Annotated in this window: 22 protein-coding genes and 1 tRNA gene; 12 read left to right on the top strand and 11 right to left on the bottom strand. The window is 39.9% G+C overall.

What is annotated here, in order from left to right; all coding sequences use genetic code 11:
• Positions 1-7: 7 nt before the first annotated feature.
• Both LVD17_RS03410 and LVD17_RS03405 read right to left on the bottom strand, forming a co-directional pair.
• On the bottom strand, positions 8-2101 hold the full coding sequence (locus LVD17_RS03410) for a tetratricopeptide repeat-containing sensor histidine kinase (protein ID WP_233764765.1): 2094 nt from the start codon (positions 2099-2101) through the stop codon (positions 8-10).
• Positions 2102-2170: 69 nt separating this feature from the next.
• Positions 2171-5095, bottom strand: coding sequence for an FAD-binding and (Fe-S)-binding domain-containing protein (locus LVD17_RS03405; RefSeq protein ID WP_233764764.1), 2925 nt, complete (start codon positions 5093-5095; stop codon positions 2171-2173).
• Positions 5096-5215: 120 nt separating this feature from the next.
• Here LVD17_RS03405 and LVD17_RS03400 point away from each other — a divergent pair, with 120 nt between their 5' ends.
• Both LVD17_RS03400 and LVD17_RS03395 read left to right on the top strand, forming a co-directional pair.
• Positions 5216-5686 carry a C40 family peptidase gene (locus tag LVD17_RS03400; RefSeq protein WP_233764763.1) on the top strand — a complete coding sequence of 157 codons (471 nt, stop codon included), beginning with the start codon at positions 5216-5218 and terminating at the stop codon, positions 5684-5686.
• 35 nt (positions 5687-5721) lie between these two features.
• Positions 5722-5795: transfer RNA gene (locus LVD17_RS03395), tRNA-Ala, on the top strand.
• Positions 5796-5852: 57 nt separating this feature from the next.
• Here the strand turns inward: LVD17_RS03395 and LVD17_RS03390 are convergent.
• Positions 5853-8492 (bottom strand): PAS domain S-box protein, encoded by a 2640-nt coding sequence (locus LVD17_RS03390; protein ID WP_233764762.1) that lies wholly within the window; start codon positions 8490-8492, stop codon positions 5853-5855.
• A gap of 303 nt (positions 8493-8795) precedes the next feature.
• Here LVD17_RS03390 and LVD17_RS03385 point away from each other — a divergent pair, with 303 nt between their 5' ends.
• The 4 genes from LVD17_RS03385 (at position 8796) to LVD17_RS03370 (ending at position 12793) form a co-directional block, all read left to right on the top strand.
• On the top strand, positions 8796-9302 hold the full coding sequence (locus LVD17_RS03385) for a hypothetical protein (protein ID WP_233764761.1): 507 nt from the start codon (positions 8796-8798) through the stop codon (positions 9300-9302).
• A 31-nt stretch (positions 9303-9333) separates the two neighbouring features.
• Complete coding sequence (locus tag LVD17_RS03380; RefSeq protein WP_233764760.1) at positions 9334-11487, top strand: PAS domain-containing sensor histidine kinase; 2154 nt, start codon at positions 9334-9336, stop codon at positions 11485-11487.
• Positions 11484-11894, top strand: coding sequence for a response regulator (locus tag LVD17_RS03375; protein WP_233764759.1), 411 nt, complete (start codon positions 11484-11486; stop codon positions 11892-11894). The genes LVD17_RS03380 and LVD17_RS03375 overlap by 4 nt, the downstream gene beginning before the upstream one ends.
• A gap of 392 nt (positions 11895-12286) precedes the next feature.
• The gene (locus LVD17_RS03370) at positions 12287-12793 is read left to right on the top strand and encodes a hypothetical protein (protein WP_233764758.1); all 507 of its coding nucleotides are present in this window, start codon (positions 12287-12289) and stop codon (positions 12791-12793) included.
• A gap of 126 nt (positions 12794-12919) precedes the next feature.
• Here the strand turns inward: LVD17_RS03370 and LVD17_RS03365 are convergent, their stop codons facing one another.
• On the bottom strand, positions 12920-13495 hold the full coding sequence (locus LVD17_RS03365) for a Crp/Fnr family transcriptional regulator (RefSeq protein ID WP_233764756.1): 576 nt from the start codon (positions 13493-13495) through the stop codon (positions 12920-12922).
• A gap of 96 nt (positions 13496-13591) precedes the next feature.
• Between LVD17_RS03365 and LVD17_RS03360 the strand changes: the two genes are divergently transcribed.
• Positions 13592-14167 carry an HD domain-containing protein gene (locus LVD17_RS03360; RefSeq protein WP_233764754.1) on the top strand — a complete coding sequence of 192 codons (576 nt, stop codon included), beginning with the start codon at positions 13592-13594 and terminating at the stop codon, positions 14165-14167.
• Between the two features lie 88 nt (positions 14168-14255).
• Here LVD17_RS03360 and LVD17_RS03355 read toward each other — a convergent pair whose 3' ends face one another.
• The 4 genes from LVD17_RS03355 to LVD17_RS03340 form a co-directional block, all read right to left on the bottom strand.
• On the bottom strand, positions 14256-14897 hold the full coding sequence (locus LVD17_RS03355) for a hypothetical protein (protein ID WP_233764753.1): 642 nt from the start codon (positions 14895-14897) through the stop codon (positions 14256-14258).
• Positions 14898-14939: 42 nt separating this feature from the next.
• Positions 14940-15572, bottom strand: a complete 633-nt coding sequence (locus LVD17_RS03350) for a hypothetical protein (RefSeq protein ID WP_233764752.1) — start codon at positions 15570-15572, stop codon at positions 14940-14942.
• Between the two features lie 97 nt (positions 15573-15669).
• Positions 15670-15996, bottom strand: coding sequence for a DUF6686 family protein (locus LVD17_RS03345; RefSeq protein ID WP_233764751.1), 327 nt, complete (start codon positions 15994-15996; stop codon positions 15670-15672).
• Complete coding sequence (locus LVD17_RS03340; protein ID WP_233764750.1) at positions 15993-16139, bottom strand: hypothetical protein; 147 nt, start codon at positions 16137-16139, stop codon at positions 15993-15995. Before LVD17_RS03340 ends, LVD17_RS03345 begins: the two co-directional genes overlap by 4 nt.
• Positions 16140-16415: 276 nt before the next feature.
• On the opposite strand from LVD17_RS03340, the gene LVD17_RS03335 reads away from it, so the two are divergent.
• From LVD17_RS03335 to LVD17_RS03315, 5 genes are read left to right on the top strand one after another with little or no spacing between them, the layout of a single operon-like run.
• The gene (locus LVD17_RS03335; RefSeq protein WP_233764749.1) at positions 16416-16877 is read left to right on the top strand and encodes an OsmC family protein; all 462 of its coding nucleotides are present in this window, start codon (positions 16416-16418) and stop codon (positions 16875-16877) included.
• A 12-nt stretch (positions 16878-16889) separates the two neighbouring features.
• Positions 16890-17285, top strand: coding sequence for an ACT domain-containing protein (locus LVD17_RS03330; protein WP_233764748.1), 396 nt, complete (start codon positions 16890-16892; stop codon positions 17283-17285).
• A gap of 6 nt (positions 17286-17291) precedes the next feature.
• A complete protein-coding gene (locus LVD17_RS03325) occupies positions 17292-17507 on the top strand; it encodes a winged helix-turn-helix domain-containing protein (RefSeq protein ID WP_233764747.1) in 216 nt (71 codons plus the stop codon).
• Entirely contained in the window at positions 17464-17970 is a 507-nt protein-coding gene (locus LVD17_RS03320) for a transcriptional regulator (RefSeq protein WP_233764746.1), read from the top strand. Before LVD17_RS03325 ends, LVD17_RS03320 begins: the two co-directional genes overlap by 44 nt.
• A gap of 44 nt (positions 17971-18014) precedes the next feature.
• Positions 18015-18485 carry a DinB family protein gene (locus LVD17_RS03315; protein ID WP_233764745.1) on the top strand — a complete coding sequence of 157 codons (471 nt, stop codon included), beginning with the start codon at positions 18015-18017 and terminating at the stop codon, positions 18483-18485.
• Here the strand turns inward: LVD17_RS03315 and LVD17_RS03310 are convergent, their stop codons facing one another.
• From LVD17_RS03310 to LVD17_RS03300, 3 genes are read right to left on the bottom strand one after another with little or no spacing between them, the layout of a single operon-like run.
• Positions 18486-19238, bottom strand: coding sequence for a LytR/AlgR family response regulator transcription factor (locus LVD17_RS03310; RefSeq protein WP_233764743.1), 753 nt, complete (start codon positions 19236-19238; stop codon positions 18486-18488).
• A gap of 1 nt (position 19239) precedes the next feature.
• A complete protein-coding gene (locus tag LVD17_RS03305; protein ID WP_233764741.1) occupies positions 19240-21066 on the bottom strand; it encodes a sensor histidine kinase in 1827 nt (608 codons plus the stop codon).
• Complete coding sequence (locus LVD17_RS03300) at positions 21066-22268, bottom strand: histidine kinase (RefSeq protein WP_233764740.1); 1203 nt, start codon at positions 22266-22268, stop codon at positions 21066-21068. The genes LVD17_RS03305 and LVD17_RS03300 overlap by 1 nt, the downstream gene beginning before the upstream one ends.
• Positions 22269-22329: the final 61 nt, after the last annotated feature.

Here is a 22329-nt window from a genome sequence, read left to right as displayed (position 1 = left end):
TATACTTTTAAACTGTAGGAATGTGCAAAGTAAACTCACTACCCTTATTTAATTCCGATTTTAATTCAATTTTTATACCCAGAATTGTAGAGGCTTTCCAGGCAAGGTAAAGCCCAAGACCATTACCCCTTGATTGTGCACTGGCTTTAAAGAAAGCGTTGAATACGCTGGGTTGGAATTCTTTGGGTATACCTTCACCGTTATCTGATATCTTCATACAGTATTCTCTCTCTAACTGTTTGCCATCAATATTCACTTCAAGTGGTTTTTCATTGGCATAGGTAAGGGCATTTTCGATTATATTATGAATTACAACGGCCAAAAGTTCAGAATTACTGTTGATCACCCTTTTTTCTATGTCTATGCATAGCGTGGCACCTTTGCGCTTTTCTGTTTCTTTGTTTAATTCAATTACTTTGTAAGTTAGCTCTTGTAGCTCAACCTCTTCCAGCTTGGAGGGGGTATGATTTACTTTATGGCTTATTTGCAGTTTACGGAGCATGTTATCCATTCTGTCCGCTGTGGCTTTTAAACGTTCAAGGATATCGGTTAGGTCTGGGTCCGATGTACATTTTCGTGCAAGGTTTTCCAGTCCTAAAATAGTGGCGATTGGCTGACGTATGTCATGCGAAGCATGATATAGAAAAATGTCTAGCTCTTTGTTGATGCTCTTTAAACTTTGGGTCCTCTTCTCTACTTCCTGTTCCAGGTTATCATTAATGACTTGAATAACTCTGTTTTGTTCAGCTAATTGTTCACTTTGAGACTCAATACGTTCTTTTTGCTCAGCCAATAATGTATTGTCTCTTTTTCTTGCATTAAGGTTTATATAAAGTAAGGCTGCTACAATAAGAATAATGCATATCGCTGCTGCACTGGCCAGAATAATGATGTTCCTGTATTCAATCCGTTGTTGTTGAAGTTCATTATTTTTAGTTAGAAGATCAATCTCTTTTAGTTTACTGTCAAAGTCATAATTGGCTTTTACCTGCGCAAGCTCAACCTGCTGCTTTTTGCTAAGTAAGGTATCCCGTAGAGCCGTATATTGTTGCTGGTATGTCAGCGCCTTTTCAAACTCTTTTTTATTGGCATGCCAGGCGGACATGTTTTTATAATAATGTGCTCTCAAAACATCGGTATTTCCTACTTTATCACCTAAGTTATATAAAGAGCTATCGTAATAGACTTTTGCAAGTTGGCTATTTCCAAGTTTACTATAGATCTCACCTATTGTCATTGCTGAATTTGCAGCACTCATCCACTCTTTAAACTTTTTACTTGTTTTAAGATCTTGTTTAAGATAAGCCAGGGCCTTCTCGTATTCTCCGTTCATCATATATACCGAACCCATGTTACCGATGGTAAGGCTGGCCCAAAACTCATTACCAATTTGTAAGGCAATATTTCTTGACAGATCCAGGTAGAAAATTGCACTGTCATATTCATGTAATTCTCTGTATGATATGCCTATGGTATTAAGCACATACATAAGAGTGTTATTGTAATTGTTTGACAGCTTTTCTCTGTCAGCCTTGTCGTATATTTTTTTTGCAGTAAAACCATAGCGAATGGCGTCTTCAAAACCACCAGTGCCATAATTAAGATTAGCCATTGCATACTGTACTTTGGCGGCTTCAAGAGAGTCGGTTTTTATCAAAACTTCATAAGCTCTGAGCAAATGCTCGAGGGCATCGTCCTTTTTTCCAAGAGCATCATAAACACCCCCAATGCTTACCAGAATGTTTCCCAATAGCATCGGGTGAGACTTGATGGTTGCCAGGTCTGCAGCCTGGCTAAGGTAAGACATAGACAAAGAAAGGTTCTTTCTTTTATTATAAAGCTGACCAAGGTTTCGGTTGCATAATATTTTTATTAAAAGAAGATCCTCTTCCTCCGCATACGAAAGAAGTGATTTTTGCAAGGTTTCAGCCTCATTGGAGGTGTTATTTAACAGTGAATCAAAATAGGAAATTATGCCTTCATCAGATTTTGCTTTGATTTCATTATAAAACGGAGGGAAAGAGTCAAGCTGAGCCAGAGAATGACCAGATGCAAAAAACAAGCACAGCACAAAAAATGTAAAAAAATGTGAAACTCTCATGGAAGACACTTTATCCAATTTCAAAAAAAATAACCTGATATCAAAACTTATTAAGTTAAGGTCAGGGGTTTACGATAAGGCCGCGTATAATATTTCTACCGGATGAAGCGCTTTGCGTGATGTTCCATCTTTTATCTGGTGCCTGCAACTGGTACCGTTTGCTGCAATAACGACATCTTCCGGCTGCTTTCTTACTGTAGGGAAAAGTACTAACTCACCAATACTCATAGATACTTTATATTTTTCCTTTTCGTAGCCAAATGAACCTGCCATACCACAGCATCCGGAAGGGATCATATGTACCTCATAGTTTTTTGGTAGAGATAAAACGCGCTTAGTGGGTACTAATGACGATAGGGCTTTCTGATGACAATGCCCGTGAAATTTGATGATTTTTTTATCATCATTGAAGTTAGCCTCAGTGATATGCCCACGTTTGATTTCCCTTTCTATAAATTCTTCGATCAGTAAAGCGTTTTCTGCCAGTTTTCTTGTGGTTTCCCTATCTTCAGGTTCAGCCATATCCACATATTCATCGCGAAACCCTAGTATAGCTGAAGGCTCAATGCCAATTAATGGTGTAGCATCAGAAATAATTGATTTAAAAATGTCAACATTTTTTTTCGCCACTTTTTTTGCTTTGTCCAGAAGCCCTTTTGATAAAAATGTACGGCCACTTTCTTCATGATCAATGATCCTTACCTCATACTCCAGTTGATCCAATAATTTGATAGCCGTGATGCCAATCTCCACATCGTTGAAATTGGTAAACTCATCGCAAAAGAGGTAAACAATTCCGTTCTTTTTAGGTGTGGTTGGCCGGTAGCTCTGCCTGTACCATGCGCGAAGGGTTTGCTTGTATAGCAGGGGCATGGATCTTTCACGGGCAAACCCTGAAATTGACTTAGCCAGCTTTGAAGTGACAGGGTTGGTGAATGTAAAGTTATAAAGGCCTGGTGCCAGGGCGGCAAGCTTGTTGAGTCTGGTGAAGCTGGCGATAAGTTTTGTCCGCAAAGGTACTCCGTTGCTTTTGTAGTACTGGTGCTGCCATTCTGCTTTTAACTTGCCCACATCTACGTTGGAAGGGCACTCAGACTTACAGCCCTTGCATGACAGGCAGAGACTCATTACCTCCTTTATTTCTTCACTGTCAAATGGGTTGGATTTGGTTGAGTTAGTTAATACCTCCCTCAAAATATTTGCCCTGGCTCGCGTGGTGTCTTTTTCATTTTTGGTAGCCATATATGAAGGACACATGGTTCCACCACTTAAATGAGTTTTTCTGCAATCTCCGGAGCCATTGCATAACTCTGCGGATCGCAAAATTCCCTGATAGTTGCTAAAGTCCAGAGTGGTTTCGAACTCACGTGTTTCCTGTCCCGGGGTATAGCGCAGGCTGCTATTCATGGGAGGAGTATCCACAATTTTTCCAGGATTGAAAAGATGCTCCGGGTCCCAGGCGTTTTTGATATCCTTCAATAGCTGGTAGTTAGCATCACCGATCATAAACGGGATAAATTCGCCCCGGAGCCGGCCATCGCCATGCTCACCACTAAGAGAACCCTTGTATTTTTTTACAAGGTGTGCTATTTCGTCAAGTATAGTTTTGAAAAGCTCATTTCCCTCCCGGGTTTTTAGATTGATGATCGGCCTGAGGTGTAACTCTCCGGAACCTGCATGGGCGTAATGGACACAAAAAAGGTTGTATTTGGTTAATATTTCATTGAATTCGCGGATGTATTCCGGGAGGTCATTTACATCCACTGCTGTATCTTCAATTACAGGTACAGGTTTGGCGTCACCCGGAATATTGCTGAGCAACCCCAGCCCCGCTTTTCTCAACTCCCATACCTTTTTTGTGTCAGGTCCGGTAATGATAGGATAGTGGTAGCCCATTTTTTCCTGCCGTAGTTCCTCAATCAGTGCATTTGCTTTTTGTATTGATTCCTCTTCACTTTCTTCCCGCAGCTCTACCACCAAAATGGCCTGAGGGTCGTCTTTTATGAAAAAGCGGTTTTGACGTTGTTGGATATTGCCTTTGGTACATTCCAGAATGTAGTTGTCCATAAGCTCGCAAGCTGTGGGCTGATATTTAAGTGCAATCAGGTTACCTTTAAGCGACTCATAAACGGATGTAAAATGGATACATATCAATGCCTGATGCACTTTGGGGAGCGGTTGCAATGACAGCTTAGCTTCGGTTATAAAGGCAAGTGTTCCTTCCGAGCCTGCTATGAGCTTACAGAAGTTAAATGGCTCATTTATTTTTTCAAAAACACTGCAATGTTTTAGTAGATCGATGGCATAACCGGTATTTCTGCGGGGAACAGACTTTTTTGGGAAATTCTCATCAATCTGCGCCTGATTGGCAGGGTTGGATAAAATACTTCTTATGTTTTTATAAATATTACCTTCCAGATCATTTTGAGCACATTTTTTTTCAAACTCATTATCGGCGAGATCATGAAAAGATACCACCGATCCATCACTTAAAAAGGCATCAACAGCTATAAGGTGCTCACGGGTGCTGCCGTATACAACAGAGTTGGATCCACAGGAGTTATTTCCTATCATGCCGCCGATCATAGCCCTGTTTGCCGTTGATGTTTCGGGCCCAAAGAATAGACCGTATGGTTTGAGATACATATTTAACTCGTCACGAATCACACCAGGCTGCACTCTTACCCATTTTTCCTCTTTATTGACCTCTAAAATGCCGGTAAAGTACCGGGATACATCTACTATTATACCAGCTCCTACTACCTGTCCGGCCAATGAAGTGCCTGCTGTCCGGGGAATCAGAGATATTTTGTAGCGATTGGCAAAACGAATGAGCTGAAGAATGTCATTATTGTCTTTTGGAAATGCCACAGCCATCGGCACTTCGCGGTATGCGGAGGCATCGGTAGCATAAAGAGATTTGTATGTATGATCAAAATGTAACTCGCCTGCTAGGGCTTTCTTCAATTCCGTAAGTTCCTTCTCCCTGATCAAAATTATTTTTGTTTATATTGCGTTTGAAAATTAATCGCTTTTTTTTTTTGTAAAAAGGTCTTTAGCAATTATGTTGAGGCCGGGTTTCATTTTTTTAACTTTTTTGCTTCTATCAGATCCATGAGACGAGCTCAGTCATTATTTTTTATTGTTTTTCTTATAGTTATGGCTTCCTGTGCTTCGGCAAAGAAAGCTCAGGTCAGACAGAATAAAGTAGACACGGTAATTAAAACAGCCCGTAGCTATATAGGTACTCCTTACCGGTGGGGAGGTACTACACGGGCAGGTATGGACTGTTCAGGGTTGCTGATCAACAGCTATTCTGCCATTGACTATCCGCTACCCAGAACCTCTGCAGCCCAAAGCAAGGTGGGACAAAAAGTAAAAATGAAAAAGCTGGAGCCCGGAGACCTGGTTTTCTTTGCTACGGGAAAGAAGCGACGTAAAATTACTCATGTAGGTCTGGTAACTTATGTAAAAAGGGACAAGGTGAAATTCATTCACAGCTCGTCCTCTTTAGGGGTTGTAGAGAGTAATCTTGACTCAAAATATTATCGAAAAAGATTTATTACCGGTAGAAGACCTTTCTAGAATTTTTTAATATATTTGCTGTCCGTTTCAAAAAAGGGGGATTAGCTCAGCTGGCTAGAGCGCTACACTGGCAGTGTAGAGGCCACCGGTTCGAATCCGGTATTCTCCACAAAACTTTCAAAAAACCGTTTGATAATGCTTCAAACGGTTTTTTTATTGGCATGCACTATTCTTTATGTTCATAGCCATCAGTTAAGACAGTAAAATGGAATGTTGACCCTTCACCTACTGTAGATTCAAGCCAAATATCTCCATGATGTGTCTCTACTATTTTTTTAGCCAGAGCCAGTCCTATGCCAGTGCCTTCATATTGATTGTTTCTATGAGCTTTTCTAAACATAACAAACACACGTTCTTTATCTCTGTCATCTATTCCTATGCCATTATCCGTGATACTAAACTGCCATCCGCCTTCCAGTTTTTTTGACTTAACTTCAATATTTGGTTTGGAGTTTTCTTTTCTGAATTTAACAGCGTTTTGGATCAGGTTTTGAAAGAGTAATTTTAACTCGAGCGGATAAGCCAATATTATAGGGAGGTTTGTGCTGTTAATAGAAGCACGGGTATTCACAATTAAAGAATTTAGGTCCGATTTGACTTCGTCTAAAACCTCACTGACGTTCACTTTTTTGAGACTTTTAGGTTTGCTTAATCTGGAATAATCTAATAATCCCTGAATGAGTTTTTCCATTCTATTTGCTCCATTATATACAGATTTGGTAAACATTGAGGCTTCGTCATCCATATTTTCCGCATATTCATCCAAAAGTAGTTCTGCATAATGTTTGATAGTGAGGAGCGGCTCCCGCAGATCATGAGAGGTTATATATGCAAATTGTTCCATTTCTTTGCTTTTAGATTCAAGAGTTGCCATTTTTCTGAGGGCTTCTTCGGATTTCTTTTGCTCGGTAATGTCCCAGTTTGTACCCACCATGCGCACGGCATTCCCATTGTTGTCGCGTTGCACAAGCGCTAAGCCCCGGATGTTACGAATAGTGTTATCAGGCCACCTTATTCGGAATTCTGTATTAAATTCTCTTTTACCTGCAATTGCAAGTTTTACGTATTCATCAGTCCTTTTAAAGTCATCAGGATATAAACGATCTAACCAGGATTCATAAGCCCCCGAGAATTTTTCCTTTTTTATACCATATAACTCTAGCATTTGGTCATCCCATATTAATTCATTGTTGATTATATCATAATCCCAGATTCCCATTTTAGCAGCTTTGGTGGCTAAGAGTAATCTGTCATTTACCTGCTTCAATTTTTCTTCCGAAGCTTTTTTTTCAGTAATATCCTCTATTTGTGATACAAAATGTAAAGGATTGCCATGGATATCCTTAACCAGGGATACACTCAGGAGAACCCATACAATTTGACCGGTTTTGTGAAAGTATCTTTTTTCCATTTTATAACTTTCTATTTCGCCGGTAAGCATCTGTTTTAATTGAATCAGATCAGCATTGAGATCATCCGGATGTGTGATATCCTGAAATGTTTTTGTGAGCAAAGCATTCTCTGAATAGCCTAATATCTCACATAACCTTTTATTTACTTTAAGCCATTTGCCATCAGGAGCCACCAGAGCCATTCCTATGGCGGAGTATTCAAATGCACCCCGAAACTGCTCTTCACTTATTAGAAGTTGCTGCTCTACCTTTTTACGCGCAGTGATGTCTCGAGTGTACATCAAAAGCCCGCCTATCCTGTCTTCGGTTACATACCAGGGTCTTACATCCCAGGCCAGCCATTGTTCAGAGCCATCGTCCCTTTTAAAATATGCCTCATCTGTTTTGTTAGTTGCTCCCCGTAGACATTCTCTGTGTATTTTTTTCCAGCTTTCGTCTATCTCAGGAAATATCTCATAATGCGACTTACCTACAATATCCTGACCAACCAGACCATATTCGTTCATCCATTGCTGTGAGGCAGCAATGTATCGCATCTCTGTATCAAACATGGCCAAAGCATTGGGAGACTGGGTCACGAATATGCTGTTGCGTTTATTGCTTTCTGCCAGCTCATCTTCAGCTTGTTTTCTTTGAGTAATATCCTGTAAGGTACCATATATCCGTTGACAACGGCCATCTTTCAATTCCGGTTGACCTTTGGCGATAACCCAAAGTTGATTCCCCTTTTGTGTGTGCAGTTCTAATTCATGTTCGTAGGCCAGACCGTGATTTATAGCATCTTTAATTAAACTTGTAATGGTATCCCTTGACTTACCTTTTCGATAGAATGATAAAGCCGTGTTGATATTGGGTTCATAATCCGAAGAAACCTCATGCAACTCTCGGGTTACGGAACTCCAATGCAGTTTATTTTTTACGAGGTCTAATTCCCAATGGCCAATGCGGGCAAGTTTATTACTTTCTTCCAGTAACTTTTCCTTATGTTTTAAAGAAGTGATTTCATTGTGAGCTCCAAGCATGCGTACAGGCCTTCCGGAGCTGTCCCTTATAGCCATACCACGGCAGCGCACCCATACTGTACTTCCATTTTTATGATGATAACGAACAACCTGGTCATAGGGATGGTTTGGGTCTGCACAGTGCTTGTTAAAATTATCGATAGCTATCTGCAGATCATCGTTATTGATAATGTCTTGCCATGCGGATGCTTTATGTGGCATTTCTTTCGGATTATATCCCAGGGTCTCCCAAAACTTGTTATCCATCCACTCATTTTCAGGGTTTAGTAAATCCCAATACCAAATGCCATCCAGAGAAGCCCTCTGGATGAAGCTGAAAATAGAATGATCTGATTTGATTAATTCGTAGAGTTCTTTTTGTAAATAATTCACCGGCGTAGACTCAATTATTGCTTTTGTCTTAATTTAAAAAAATTATAACCATGCACCTTAATGGTCAGCCTGTTGAGGAATGTAATTATGGAGCAATTAATCTATTAACCCTCCAAGTATAATTAGCGCGGAAAAAAGCTGTATGGGTTCACCTGACTTGCATTTAAGAAGATTACGTCTTTGTAAGGAAGTATTTGAAAGGGTGGCTTTTGTTGTAAAAGTTCTGGTTTTTCTTACATTATTATTTTTTGTCGAAGTCAGATGAGTAAGGCTATTGTCGACGATATTTTTCATATTAACCATATGCAACAAATCATCGAGTTTTTCGACAAACTTTTTTCATCAAATGATTGGCCGCCACGGTGGTCCTGTGGATACTGGAGTGATTTTCACGGCTGGCTTTATATAGGCAGCGATGTTACTATCTGGCTGGCATACTTTATCATTCCGGTTATATTATTTTGGCTGGTTCTTAGGATAAGAGGGGCTCCATTTTTACCTGTATTCTGGTTGTTCGGGGCATTTATTATTCTCTGCGGATTCACTCATATTATGGATGCATTTATGTTTTGGTGGCCTGCCTATAGAATAAATGCACTAATTAGATTTTTTACTGCAATTGTAAGTATGATCACTGTTTTTGGGTTGATTAAACTATTGCCAAATATGTTAGGTTTTGCTGAGGGTATCTCGGAGAGGCATATGCCCAATAAAAAAAGCTATTCGTTGGAGAAGATTATACAAGAGAAAGACAGGCAAATTAAAGAGTTGTCCAGGCAGTTGGAATTATTAAACCACAAGAATGCTTGAAAAGCAAAAAAGAGTTTTTAACCATTTTTACATGGCAACTTTATTGCTAGTGGCAATATTTCTGTCTGGTGTAATATTTATAGTAGATATTAATATTCCCTTAGGTATTGCCTGGGGTAGTCTTTATTGTATCATTATATTATATAGCTGGTTGTTTCCGGCAAAATTTGCTTCTGTTTACATAGCAATGGCGTGTACCGTACTAGTAATTTTAGGTTTTATTTATTCCGCTAATCCTAATCCTGCCAGTCATGTACCCGAAGTAAATCGCCTGATATCGATCGTAATACTTTGGGTATGTGCTGCACTGGTATCTATAGCAAAGGTGAGCTTTGAAAATGCTGAATTTCAACGCGTCGAACTTGAAGATCAGATTACCAGACAAACAGCCGAACTACGTGATAGTGAACAACTTTACCGTTACTTATATGATCATGCCCTTGAAATGCATATGAGCCTGGATCCTATAGAAGCAACAATCTTAAAATGCAATGACACACTTTGCAAACGGTTGGGCTATGCTGAATCCGAACTTATCGGTGAAACAATCATTAAACTATACCACCCGGATTACCATGATCAGGTAAATGAGATTTTAACTAAAAGTAAGGGGGAAGTAAGCAATGTTGAGCTTACGGTGGTAACTAAGGGTGGGGGTAAAATCGATGTTGTTTTAAATGCCAGTCCTGCTTATGATGGAGATGGGAATGTCAGATTTATCCGCTCAAGCTGGATAGATATTACAGAAAAGAAGAAATCTATCGAGAAATTCAGAATGCTGATGCATTCGGCGCCTGATGCGATCATTATAGTTAATGCCCAGGGTAAAATTGAACTTACCAACTATGAAGCCCGCAGACTTTTTGGGTATAGTAAAGAGGAGCTCTCAGGCAGCCTCATGGAAATGCTGACTTTGAAACGGAATCATGGTCTGTTGGATTTTGATAAGGCATGTAACAAAATGGAAATGGAACTAGTTGGGGTAAGAAAAAACGGGGAGCAGTTTCCTGCAGAGGTTACTTCCAGCTTATTTAAGTCTGATGAAGAGTGGCTGGCCATTGTAGCTATGAGAGACGTTACAATACGGAAAAAAACTGAAGGAAATTTGAAAATGTTGTACCGTGCTATAAGAGAGCTAGAAGACTATTCGATCATTCTCTTGGATGCCAATGGTAATATTCAGGATTGGAACAGAGGGGCCAGACGGATAACGGGTTATAGCTTTAAAGAAATTGAAGGGAAGAATTTTGATGTTTTTTATACAGACTCTGACCGACGCGAAGGAAAACCTCAAAAGCAGATTCAAAAGGCCAAGGTGATTGGTCGCGTCTCCGAAAAGGGATGGAGAAAGAGGAAGGACGGTAGTAATTTCTGGGCGGTTGAAACGGTTACAGTACTAAATGACGATATGGATCAGACTATAGGATTCTGTAACATCCTAAAGGATTTGACGTCGCAAAAGCAGGCAGAAGATACCATGGCTAAAATAGCATCGCTGGAGTCCAGGAGCAGGGAGATGGAGCATTTTGCCTATGTTATTTCTCATGATTTGATGGAGCCGCTTTTAACAGTTAAGAATTTCAGTGAATTATTAGAGGAGGATTATGGAGCAGAGATGAATGAAGATGCCTCCACTATTACGCATTCTATTTTGGGAGCCGCCGAACGAATGGAGAAGTTGATACACGATCTTCTTGAATATTCACGCTTAAGCAAACCCAAGGAAATAGAGGTAATTAATTGTCAATATTTGGTAAATACGATCCTTGAGGATTTGCATTCACTTGTTTCCAGATCAAAAGCTGTAATAGAGGTGGGGGATTTACCTCATAAGGTTAAAGCCTTTCCGGGAGAAATAAGTATGATATTTCAAAATCTTATTGCTAATGCACTGAAATTCTCCAAAAAGGATAGATTTCCGCAAATTCAGATAAAGTCAAAAAAAGTAGACGGTGGATGGGAATTTACCGTGAAAGATAATGGCATTGGTATCGCCAGGAAAGATTATGATAAGATTTTTGTAATCTTTCAGAAGCTCAATCGTAGCGATGAATATTCCGGTACTGGAATAGGGCTTGCTCATGCAAAAAAAATTGCCGAAAAGCATGGAGGACGTATATGGGTGGAATCCGAACCCGGAAGTGGCAGTACTTTTTATTTTACTATTTTAACAGAGTACCTATGAGTAAAAAACTTGATTATATTTTGTTGGCTGACGATGACAAAGATTGCAATTTTTACCATAAGCGTGTTTTGTCCAAGATGGATATAACACAGTCAATTCATGTGGCAAATGACGGCCAAGAAGCACTGACTTTTATTCTTAAAGATAAAAATCCTGAAGATAGAGGCATTATCTTTCTTGATATTAACATGCCAATAATGGATGGGTGGGAATTTTTAGAAGAGTATGAGAAACTTGAAAACCGTAAAAAATCAAATGATGTGCTGATAGTACTTACCACATCGTTAAACCCGGATGACAAGGACAGAGCCGTACGACAAAGAAGTGTCGACGATTATTATAACAAATATCTCAAGCGGGACGCTGTAAATAAGATATTGAGAGAGCATTTTTTTGACATGGTTTAAGCAGACTTTGCAGATAGATATAGTCAAAGAAAGAATCAACCTGGTATTTAGTGATATTGACGAATTAAAGCACCTCTGTAATCCGGTTAAAATCATTGTGCAGTTTTGGCTATAAGAGTATGCATTTCTTTGTTTTAACAACGAAATTATGAAAATATGTAATTTTAGTTTTTGTGACAGGAATGGAATCGATATTCTAAAAGCATATTGATTCCTTAATTTCATCCATAAACCTTACCTGTGTCTTTCAGGTGCAAAATACCTATCTAATTAAAATCTCGTAATTTACATCCGATATAGTTGGTGCGGCAATATTTTGAGAAGGAAAAGATGATATTGACATGACTAAGTTTGTTAAGGATAAAAGTGCTAACATCCTTAATTTTTTGGCAATGAATAGAATTGTTGCGCAATTCTCACAAGTAGATAGAAATGGTAACCTGCCAGGAGAAGGTACATTGAATATTTCTAATGATACTTTTGCAGCTTTTTTTAGCAGACTTAATGAACTTGAGGTTCGCTATTTGGCCATTGGTAACCTGGCCGGAGCCTATCATGGCTACCCGAGAGCATGTGGTGGCGTTGAGCTATGGCTTGCCCACGAAGATGAGAATATAAAAAAAATACAATACCTGCTTCATTTCGATTCATTACTTAATACCTGTGAAAAAGGGCAGTGGATCACATTTAATCAGGAAAATTTTAAGCTGGTTACCTGGCTTCGGTTGTTACATTATAATCAATTAGAATTTTATCGCTGCTACGCCGAGTCAGAGACTGCCATTGTTCTCAATACCAAAATACCAGTTCTGGGTATGGAAGATTTTATACGGGAGATAGTGTCGTCTTCACGCTCCGAAGACCAGAAAATGATAGAGGCATTAGTTAATGATAATTGATAAGTTACAAAACCTATACCACGAGACACCGTATAATCCATTGTTAAAAACATTAAGCCCGGGAACTCCACTAAGCAGGTAAAAAGTGCTGGTTTACGATGGTTTTCCCGGCACCAATTATTCCGATTAAATCAATTTTTTCTTGGCCAGGTCATGCAGCGCTCTGTTAAGGCTGCGAAGGGTTATGCCAAGGTAATTGGCAATGTCCTGCTTTGATATATGCTGCAAAAGATCAGGAAACTCCCGGATAAGCCTGAGCAAATTATCTTCTATAGCATGCGATTGATTATACCCGTGCCTGATGGCCTTGTACCTCACTTTGTTGGCTACAGCCTGAAGTATCAATTCATTGAATCTGCGATCAGCATTTAGAAGTTCAACAAAATTTTCACTTTTGATTTGAAATACCTGAACATTGGTTATAGCATCTATAGAACAAAAACTGAGATGATGATTGATGGTTTCTATCTCTCCGAAAATCTCACCCTCTGAAAAGAATTCCTGAATAAAATCCTTCCCGTTATCCTCACTTAAGTAGCACTTGGCAATACCACTTTTTATGATATGCACGGCGTATACCTTTTTACCCTGCCGGATTATATTTTGCCCAGGCAGATAATTTTCTAAGGAGAAATAGCCCCTGTTTTCCGTCTGGTAAAGCCTGGCTACATATGCTGATAAATCATTGTTCGTTCTTACCATATTTAGCGGCGGGACAAATGTCCTTGATTATGAAAAGTGGTTGTTTTTCCTTTGTAAGGAAATTCAGGTTTTATAGAAAGACAAAATTAAGTAAAGATGCAGCCAGATAACTTATCAAAGCAGTTAGAATTTATCAAGGAGATTGATAAGCTAAAATATATTCAGAGGAAGACGCGGCTATTTAACAGTGACAGAAATGAAAATGATGCCGAACATAGCTGGCATCTTGCCTTGATGGCCCTTGTATTGGCTGAGCACTCCAACGAGGAAGTTGATTTGTTAAAGGTGCTTAAAATGGTGTTGATCCATGATATTGTGGAGATAGATGCGGGTGATACTTTTCTTTTTGATGCCCATCGAGATAGTTCCAAAGAAACAGAACAGCTAGCTGCAAAGCGCATATTTGGAATGCTTCCGGAAAAACAGGCGGATGAATTTATGGCTATATGGGAAGAGTTTGAAGGAGGAAGTACGGTAGAAGCAAAATTTGCCCATTCGCTGGACAGACTCGAGCCCGTACTTCAAAACGATTCAAACCAAGGAGGTACCTGGGCGGAGTATAACGTACCCTATGAAAAGGTGATCGGAAAAGTAAGTGTTATGGACAAAGGTTCCAGTGTACTATGGGGGCATGCTGAGAAGTTAATAGGGAGTTTTTATGCAGAAGAGTGATGGGCTAACACTGTTGGGCGTTTGGTCCGGTATTAGAATACCTGTGTCTCGTCTGGTACAAACTTATAGCTAAATGGGCAGACATAAGTTAAAGTCGATCAGAATTAGTGTGCTTTCTGTTTCTCCAGATCAGGAATAAGCTTAGAGTAGTTGGAAAAATTATGAGTATAGACCATAGGTGAAAGTTTAACTGCCACCATACTGGTTTGCCTGATTGCAATGATGGATTTGCTGCTCGCGTCCAGACAATAAAGGCATCAGCAATGTCCAGATGGCCGTATAAAAAGTATTTTTTATTATTTACTGTTTCGGGAAAACCAAAAGCTTCAATTTCGTTTCTAATTTCAATAGCCAGTTGAATATCATTATGAATCAGAGCAGCTCTGTGAGATACAATGGTAGCGGCAGTCGTCACTATGGATTTGATTATTTCCGTAAGCCCATTTTGAAATACCTCAGACCTAATATCCATACCGGATATAAAATCCGTCCATGCAAGGCCGTAAAGGCACTCAAAAAACATCAGACCCTCTGGGTAAAGGGTTTGCATATCCTCGGCTGCTCCGGCTGTATTTCTAGACTTTAGATAATTTAACTGGTTGTAAATATCTTTGTTTATGCCGGCTTCGGATAAATCTGGAGAATAATAAAGCCTGAGATTGATGCTGGTCACAAAGTATAGAATAGTCAGAAATGGGATAGAAAAAAATACTTTAATAAGAACCTTCATGGTTTGTAAATATTAGAAGCCTGATGTATGTGATACTTACATTCACATTGATTTAGGCCTCTTCCTAAAGGTGGAACCTTTCCACGCTTGCATCATCTCTTTTTGATCTTTCTCGTTGTTATAATTGATACTTACTCCAAAATCAAAACCATTAATATATCTGCTATACATGTCTTGGTTTAGTATAATGCCACCTTCAGGACCATATACCTTGATATGGAATACTTCGAAGTTAAGCCCATCCACGATCTCTGAAGAGGATGATGTATCGATTTTAATACTTTGGTTTATATAGGTTTGATAAAGCAATTCTTTCAAAGCAGAATTGTTGTCTTTCCATTCTCCTTCGTAACTCAGAGGAAATGGTTCAGAGCTCGATTGGAAAATGTTGAAGTTGTTTTTGCGGAAACTTATCAAATGTTTTAGTCCACTAAAGCTAATACTATCCTTCATGGTTTGTTCCAGAGCGCGTTTACCTTTCTCATCATGGATTTCCATCTGGTCTTTGGATACAATCTCCCAGCCTTCAGGGATTTTAATGGTCCAACCTATTTCATGGCTTCGATAAATATCCTCTTTGATCAGTCCCTCATCAATCTGTTCATTAGGATTACTTCCTGTACAGGAATAGAATAATGAAGTTAGGAGTACTATTATAATTGATTTTTTCACCATGAATTTCTTTTGGCATTAAATGAAAAGCTTAATCTACAAATTTAGGTCCCAACATTATAATTATTATGAGTGAATATAACCGAAAGAAGTAGGCTACTTAACAAGGTCCCAATATCCCTAAAACCTCCAGCATTAACTTTGCCTGTTGTGCCATGTCCCTGAATTCCTCAAACTCTTCTCTGAAAAGCGCAAACTGAATATCATGGTGACAGGTGTTAATGATAAGATAGGGTGGCTTTGCAGAGTGTCGTATACAGTGCTTCTCAAAGTTGATTCTGGAGAGAAACCTGCCAAAACCAACAAATTGATCAGGGTCAAACCCAATCAGGAGGTTTTTAAACGTAAAACCTATGCGCTGACAATCCCTACATTGGGTAATGGCGCCGTTTTTTGTTACAATCAGCGTTTCTATGTTACAATTCATTTTAGAGCAGGGGTTATGGCCTTTTTTAAATAGGGACATTGCGATTCTTCTATTATTGACCTGATCCGGGCGTTGTTTTGATGCTTTCTCTCAAGTTCTCGGGTAAGCTGGGTTATCAGTTTGTCGTAGTTAGTATGATCCATAATCTTTTGGGTTTTGGTGCCTTGGTTGACCCTGCCCTAAAGCATGTCTAAGGTATAAGAGCAGGATCAACAAGGGCTTCTTTATTTAGATTAATTCTAAATAATGTAAAGCTGCACCTTAACTTCTAAACTGTCAATGCCTATTTTTAGCGATTTTTCATCACTATCACTAGTTAATCTGTTTAGGTGCTCAATGAAATTCCATACTTCATTATAGAATGAAATGTCCATAATCTTTGGCCTTTACCTTAGCAACTGAAATAACACTTACCACTTATGAAATACACGGCGAGAATAATCTGGGAAAAAAGTAAGGATGAGAAATTTACTGATCACAGGTATAGCAGGAAGCACAGATGGTCCTTTGATGGTGGCCTTGATATCAAAGCTTCATCATCGCCCGGGGTGGTGCCGGTACCTATGTCTGATGAATCGGCAGTTGATCCTGAGGAGGCTTTTGTTGCGGCCATTTCAAGTTGTCATATGCTCTTTTTTCTGTCCATAGCGGCAGGGAAAAGTTACGTGGTTGAGTCGTATGAAGACCAGGCGGAAGGAATAATGGGTAAAAATGAACGTGGAGAAAGAGCAATGACCAATATTACCTTACGGCCACGCGTAGTTTTTTCAGATGTGTTTAATGCTCCGGATGCTGAGCAGATCAGTGAACTGCATAGCCTGGCTCACCGACGTTGTTTTCTTGCTAATTCAGTACAATCAAAAATTAATATTAGTTTATAAAAATAGTAGATTATGAAAGATTTGGTAATACGTTTAAAAAATCAGGTCGGGGCATTGGCAGATATGGGGGAGGCCCTGGCAGAGGCGGGTATAAGTGTGGAAGGCGGCGGAGCCTGGGTGGTCAATAATGAAGGCATAGCTCACTTTTTGGTTGAAGATGGTAAGAAGGCACGCCAGGCATTAGAAGAAAAAGGGATTGAGGTAATTAAAGAAAATGAGATATTAGTGCAGCGTCTTAAACAGGACCAGCCCGGTCAGTTGGGAAAAATAACCAGGGCTATGCAAAAAGCCGGAGTAAATATTGAGGTACTTTACAGTGACCATGACAACCGGTTGATATTAGTGGTAGACGACTATGAAAAGGGAAAAGTAGTATCCAACAACTGGACGCAAGGAGTATATGCCTAGATGATTATGGAAGAATTGGAAAATCAGTTTAGTCAAATTGCGGCCCTGATTGGAGATAAAGCACGTTCTGTTATGCTTTGGAACCTTTTGGACGGAAGAGCTTATACGGCCACCGAATTATCACTATGTGCCAATATCTCTCCTCAATCAGCAAGCAATCATCTGGCTAAACTGGTTGATGCCAATATCCTTACAGGGCAGGCACAGATACTATACCTTTAAAACTGCTGAAGTCGCACAGGTGGTGGAGTCCATGGCGAGCCTGTTACCATTACAAGATGGCGGTAAAAAGATAAAAAAACCGAAGCCATCCGGCATAACCTATGCCAGAACCTGTTACGATCATGTAGCAGGCAAATTAGGAGTGAGCCTCACCGAATCGTTAGTGCAATATGGCGTGCTTCAGCCTACTGAAAAAGCCTACGACCTCACCAAAAAAGGACAGGAGTGGTTTCTTTCTTTAGGTGTGGATACCGAAGCCTTGCGGCAGCAAAAGCGCTCTTTTGCACATCAATGTCTCGACTGGAGCGAGCGAAGGGCCCACCTGGCAGGAGCACTTGGTGCATCCATGCTGCAGATAATGCTCGACAACGACTGGGTCAGAAAGAAGAAAAACACACGCGAGCTACTCATAACCCCCAAAGGGAAATTGGAGTTGCATGATCTACTGAAGCTGGAGATCTAGATTAACGATAATTTTTTATTGTTTTATTATAATTACAACTAGCAATGAATGCCAGAGAGGTTATACTATTGAATTTTGCAGAAACAAGAAGGCGCAGCATAAAACTATGGAGGGCCATACCCGACGTGCATTTGAACTGGCAACCGGATAAGAAGGCCTTCTCCATAATCGAAATGATCCGGCATGTGCTGGAAGGCGAACACCTCTTTCACAGAATAATTGAAAATAAGGGCAATCTGGGTGATTACCAGTCACCGTGGTTGAGAGTGCCGTATGCGGATGTTAACCATGAGTTGCATATGGCAGAAAGATATCGCATGCTGTTCATTAATATGGTTGAAAATCTGACGGAAGATGAACTCGAAAATGTTGAAATTATAAGGACCGAAGTAGGGCAGCGTAAAAAGTTGGGGGACTACCTTAACCGTATGGCCTATCATGAGTCAGTACATACCGGCCAGATGTTGGGATACCTGAGAAGCCTCAATATAAAAAGGCCGATGATTTGGGATTGATTACGACAGACTCATCATTCTCTCCATAAATTCATCGCGTTTGCTCTGAGAGATAGCTATCTGGGTGCCGTCATTCATCAGAATATAGCCCCCTTCTGATTTTACAAATTTTTTCACTTCATGCAGGTTGATCAGGAAGCTGTTGTGTACGCGCATAAAGCTGTGGTCGGAGAGCAGACTCTCATATTCTTTCAGGTTTTTGCTTACAATCAGCTTCACATCAGGCTTGATGTTGAAATTGGTGTACGAACCGTTGGCTTCGCAGTATCTGATATTTTCGATATCTATAAATTCGAGGCCTTCAGAGGTTGACAGGCAGATCTTTTTTCGTTGATTGGGCCTTTCATCCATGTTTTTCAGCAGCAGGCTCAGTTGCTTTGAAGACTCCTGCCGGTCTATCCTTTTCCTTGCCTTTTCAAGAGCCTCCTGTAATTCATCTATATCTATAGGCTTGAGCAGGTAGTCCAGCGAACTGAATTTGATCGCTTTTATGGCATATTGTTCAAAGGCAGTGGTGAAAATCACGTCGAAGTTGCGTTCTCCGATCTGATTGAGCACATCAAAGCCTGTACCCGTTTGTAGCTCAATGTCCAGAAATATCAGCTCCGGTCTTACTTTGTTGATCAGCGCCACGGCATCTCTTACGTTACCAGCCATGCCTAGTACATTGACGTCATCGCAAAACTCTGTGAGCAAGGATTTTAAGGTCTCCTGGCTCCTTATTTCGTCTTCAATTATTACTACGTTTAGCATCTTACATTTTGGGTATGTTAATAAATACTTTTGTGCCTTTGTCAGAATCTTCAAAGGTGACAAGGGTCTTTTGCGACCTGTTCATATTAATGAGATCGAGTCGTTTTTTTGTTACCGACATGCCTCTTGATACATATACGGTTTTCTTCCTCAGTGCCCTGGCTGCAGCCCTGCCAATACCGTTATCGCTGATCGTGCAAAGAATAAAGGCACCTTTATCACAAAATTCAATATTTATTCTTTTAGGCTTATAAGTAGCTGGCATCAGGCCATGGATGATAGCATTTTCTACATAGGGTTGTATGAGAAACAGCGGCATTTCCAGGTTATGGATATCCAGCTGCTCATCTACCGCAATTGAATATTCAAAGCTCTGATCGAATCGCAATGACTCAAGCTCAAGGTAAAGCTTTAGAAGTTCTATCTCCCTTCTTAACGGTACGTTTACTTCAATCGAATTTTCAAGGATCTGCCGGAGCAGGTGAGAACATTTGGTAAGGTACCTGAGGGCACTCTTTTTATCATTGACAGTGATGAGGTGCTGAATTGAGTTTAATGCATTAAATATAAAGTGGGGGTTTATCTGAGCGCGCAACGCACTTTTACTGGCCGATACAGCCTCCTTTTCGAGATTTAATTTGTCTTCATATACCATTTTAATTCTATAGGCGAGACCCGTGGCAAATACAAAACTTTCAATGCTTGCACCGGCCAGCATATATTTGATATTCATTAAAAATAAAGTAAAAAGAGCCCCGGTAACAAAAATAGCCGTGCCAATAACTACAAAGTAAACAAGGTTTGATTTCTTGAAAATCAGCAAATGGATAATACCATATAAGGCAAAAAGGCTCATAAAGTAACGCTGAAAATTCATTAATACAGATTGGTAGGGGAAGAACGGGTCAATGATCAGTATGATGGTGTCGGCTATAATAAGAACAGCAAGGAAGTATGCTATTATTTTCACCACCTTATTGAGTTTCGGGTAATCCGCCGGCATTTCCAGAAAGGAACGTATAAACAGTAAATACATCAGGTTTATAGCTATCTGGGTAACACTGGTTACCACATAGAGAAGCAGAGGATGATTTGCTTCAAAATATGTAATAATATTAAGGCTCAACTGCGAATAATAAGCACTTTGGAAGAGGAGAAAGAGGCTGTAAAACAGGTAGATGTGGTTTAAAGAATAAATATAAAGCAGTACATTTAGTATAAACAATGCCCCGGCAAGGCCCAGAAAGAGATATATGGGTATTTGTCTTTCAAATGATCGTTTGAAATATGAATAATCCTGAATGGCATCCTGGTTGTTATTGGCAATGTAAAAACCGGATCGTTTCCAGCGATAACCGCCCAGAAACCCATCAGTCTTTATAACTATAAACCGGTTTTCCAGAAGATTTTCTTTTGTAAAGGGCAAGTACGACCTCTTTACTTTATTGCTTTTTAAGTCGCTTTTATTGAAAAAGTTAATTTCAACTGACTTTATTTTACCCCCTTCCCGGAGGTAATAAGCCCCTCTGTAAAAGCTTGGTGTATTAAGGTAAAGGGTATCGTAGCTTTCAAAAAGGTACAAAAAAGAATTCAGGTCAAAACGTAGCCAATAGGCAACGCCGGAGGGAATATTATCCAGGTTCTCAGGGGAAGCAAACTGCAATCGTTCTTTTTTCAAGATAGCTTCGGGTGAATATTGTTCTCCTTTTTTTTCAGCCTCTACTGAAGGAATAAGGCGGAGGTCGTTGTACAAATAAACATTATGCTGAGCTTTGGCCGCAGTGATGAGGTAGCCGATAAATATTAAACCAATGAGGTATTTCTTCATTACTCTGGTAAAGGAATGGTGAGCTCTATTATTCTGCCGGTAATTTTCCCTTTATCGTTTTTTAACTCATCTAACTGGCGAACTATCTTAAGATCCTTTATTTTATTTAATAAATCAATATGTTCCTGCCATGTAAATAGGTTAGTGCGATAATCTTCAGCATCATTTCGGGTAAAATCCTGGAGTATATCTACTTCCAGGGAAGCTTTGAACTGCAGCCTGCCCGGTTGATAAGTGAAGTCAAGGGTCAGACAACCCTCTCCCGAGTTGGACATCACCATGCGCTCAATCAGCTCTTCAATAATAAGTTGTATGATCAATGTAGGAATATGGAGGCTATAGAGGCTTTCGGAAACGTTGATTGTAAACTTGAAGCGATCTTCATATCTGAGCTGCTGTAACTTGAGGTACCAGTTGATCATCCTGATCTCTTCTTCCAGTTGTATCTTCTCCTCATCCAGGTGCAGCATATACTTACGGATGAGCTTACTGAAAAGGCTATGATACCGGAGAGCCATTCTCTTTTTATCCGTTGTAATAAAATACTGAATGGCATTTAAGGCATTAAACAGAAAGTGCGGGTTCATCTGCCGCCTGAGAGAGTTGACTCTCAGATTTACCAGCTCCCGTTCTGTATCCATAAGGGCTTTTTGTTTCAGTTTAAGCTCATGTTCGGCATTGACACGGGCAAGCTTTACAGCGCATATGGAGGCAATTGCATGAAGGGTCTTTAAGTGTTGATGCGTGAAAAAATTCTTGTCAGGATGCTCACAATCTATTACCCCCCAGACCTGGTCATCCTGGATGATAGGTACGGCAATTTCAGAAAGGCGTACTTCATCGTCCACTACATATCGTTTGTCCTTGCTGGTATCGCTAACCAGCTCAGGTTTGCCTGTTGATGCTACAGTTCCTGTTATCCCCTTTCCTATAGGTATCTCAATAGGTTGTAATACCTCATAGCTACGTGGGTTTTTGGGGCCGTGTGCGGCTTTCTGAACAAGCACCTTCCGATCATAATCTACCTTATAAACCACGCAATCCAGAAACCCTAACCTTGAAATACAGTTTTTGGCGAGGTCCCACAGTACCTCTTCCTCCGTATTCTTGCTAATAATGGAAGTAGCGAAGTATACTAAAGTCTCTTCCAGCTCATCAAGTTTTAATTTCTTTGCCAATTGTACTTCACCATTTTCTGCCATAATAGAATAAAATTAAAACACCTGCAATTTTTGATTCTCTAAATTCCACCTTGCGGTCAAA

This window comes from Fulvivirga ulvae (assembly GCF_021389975.1).
Taxonomy (GTDB): domain Bacteria; phylum Bacteroidota; class Bacteroidia; order Cytophagales; family Cyclobacteriaceae; genus Fulvivirga; species Fulvivirga ulvae.
The sequence above is the reverse complement of the archived record's forward strand: the minus strand, read 5'-3'. Positions and strand labels throughout refer to the sequence as shown.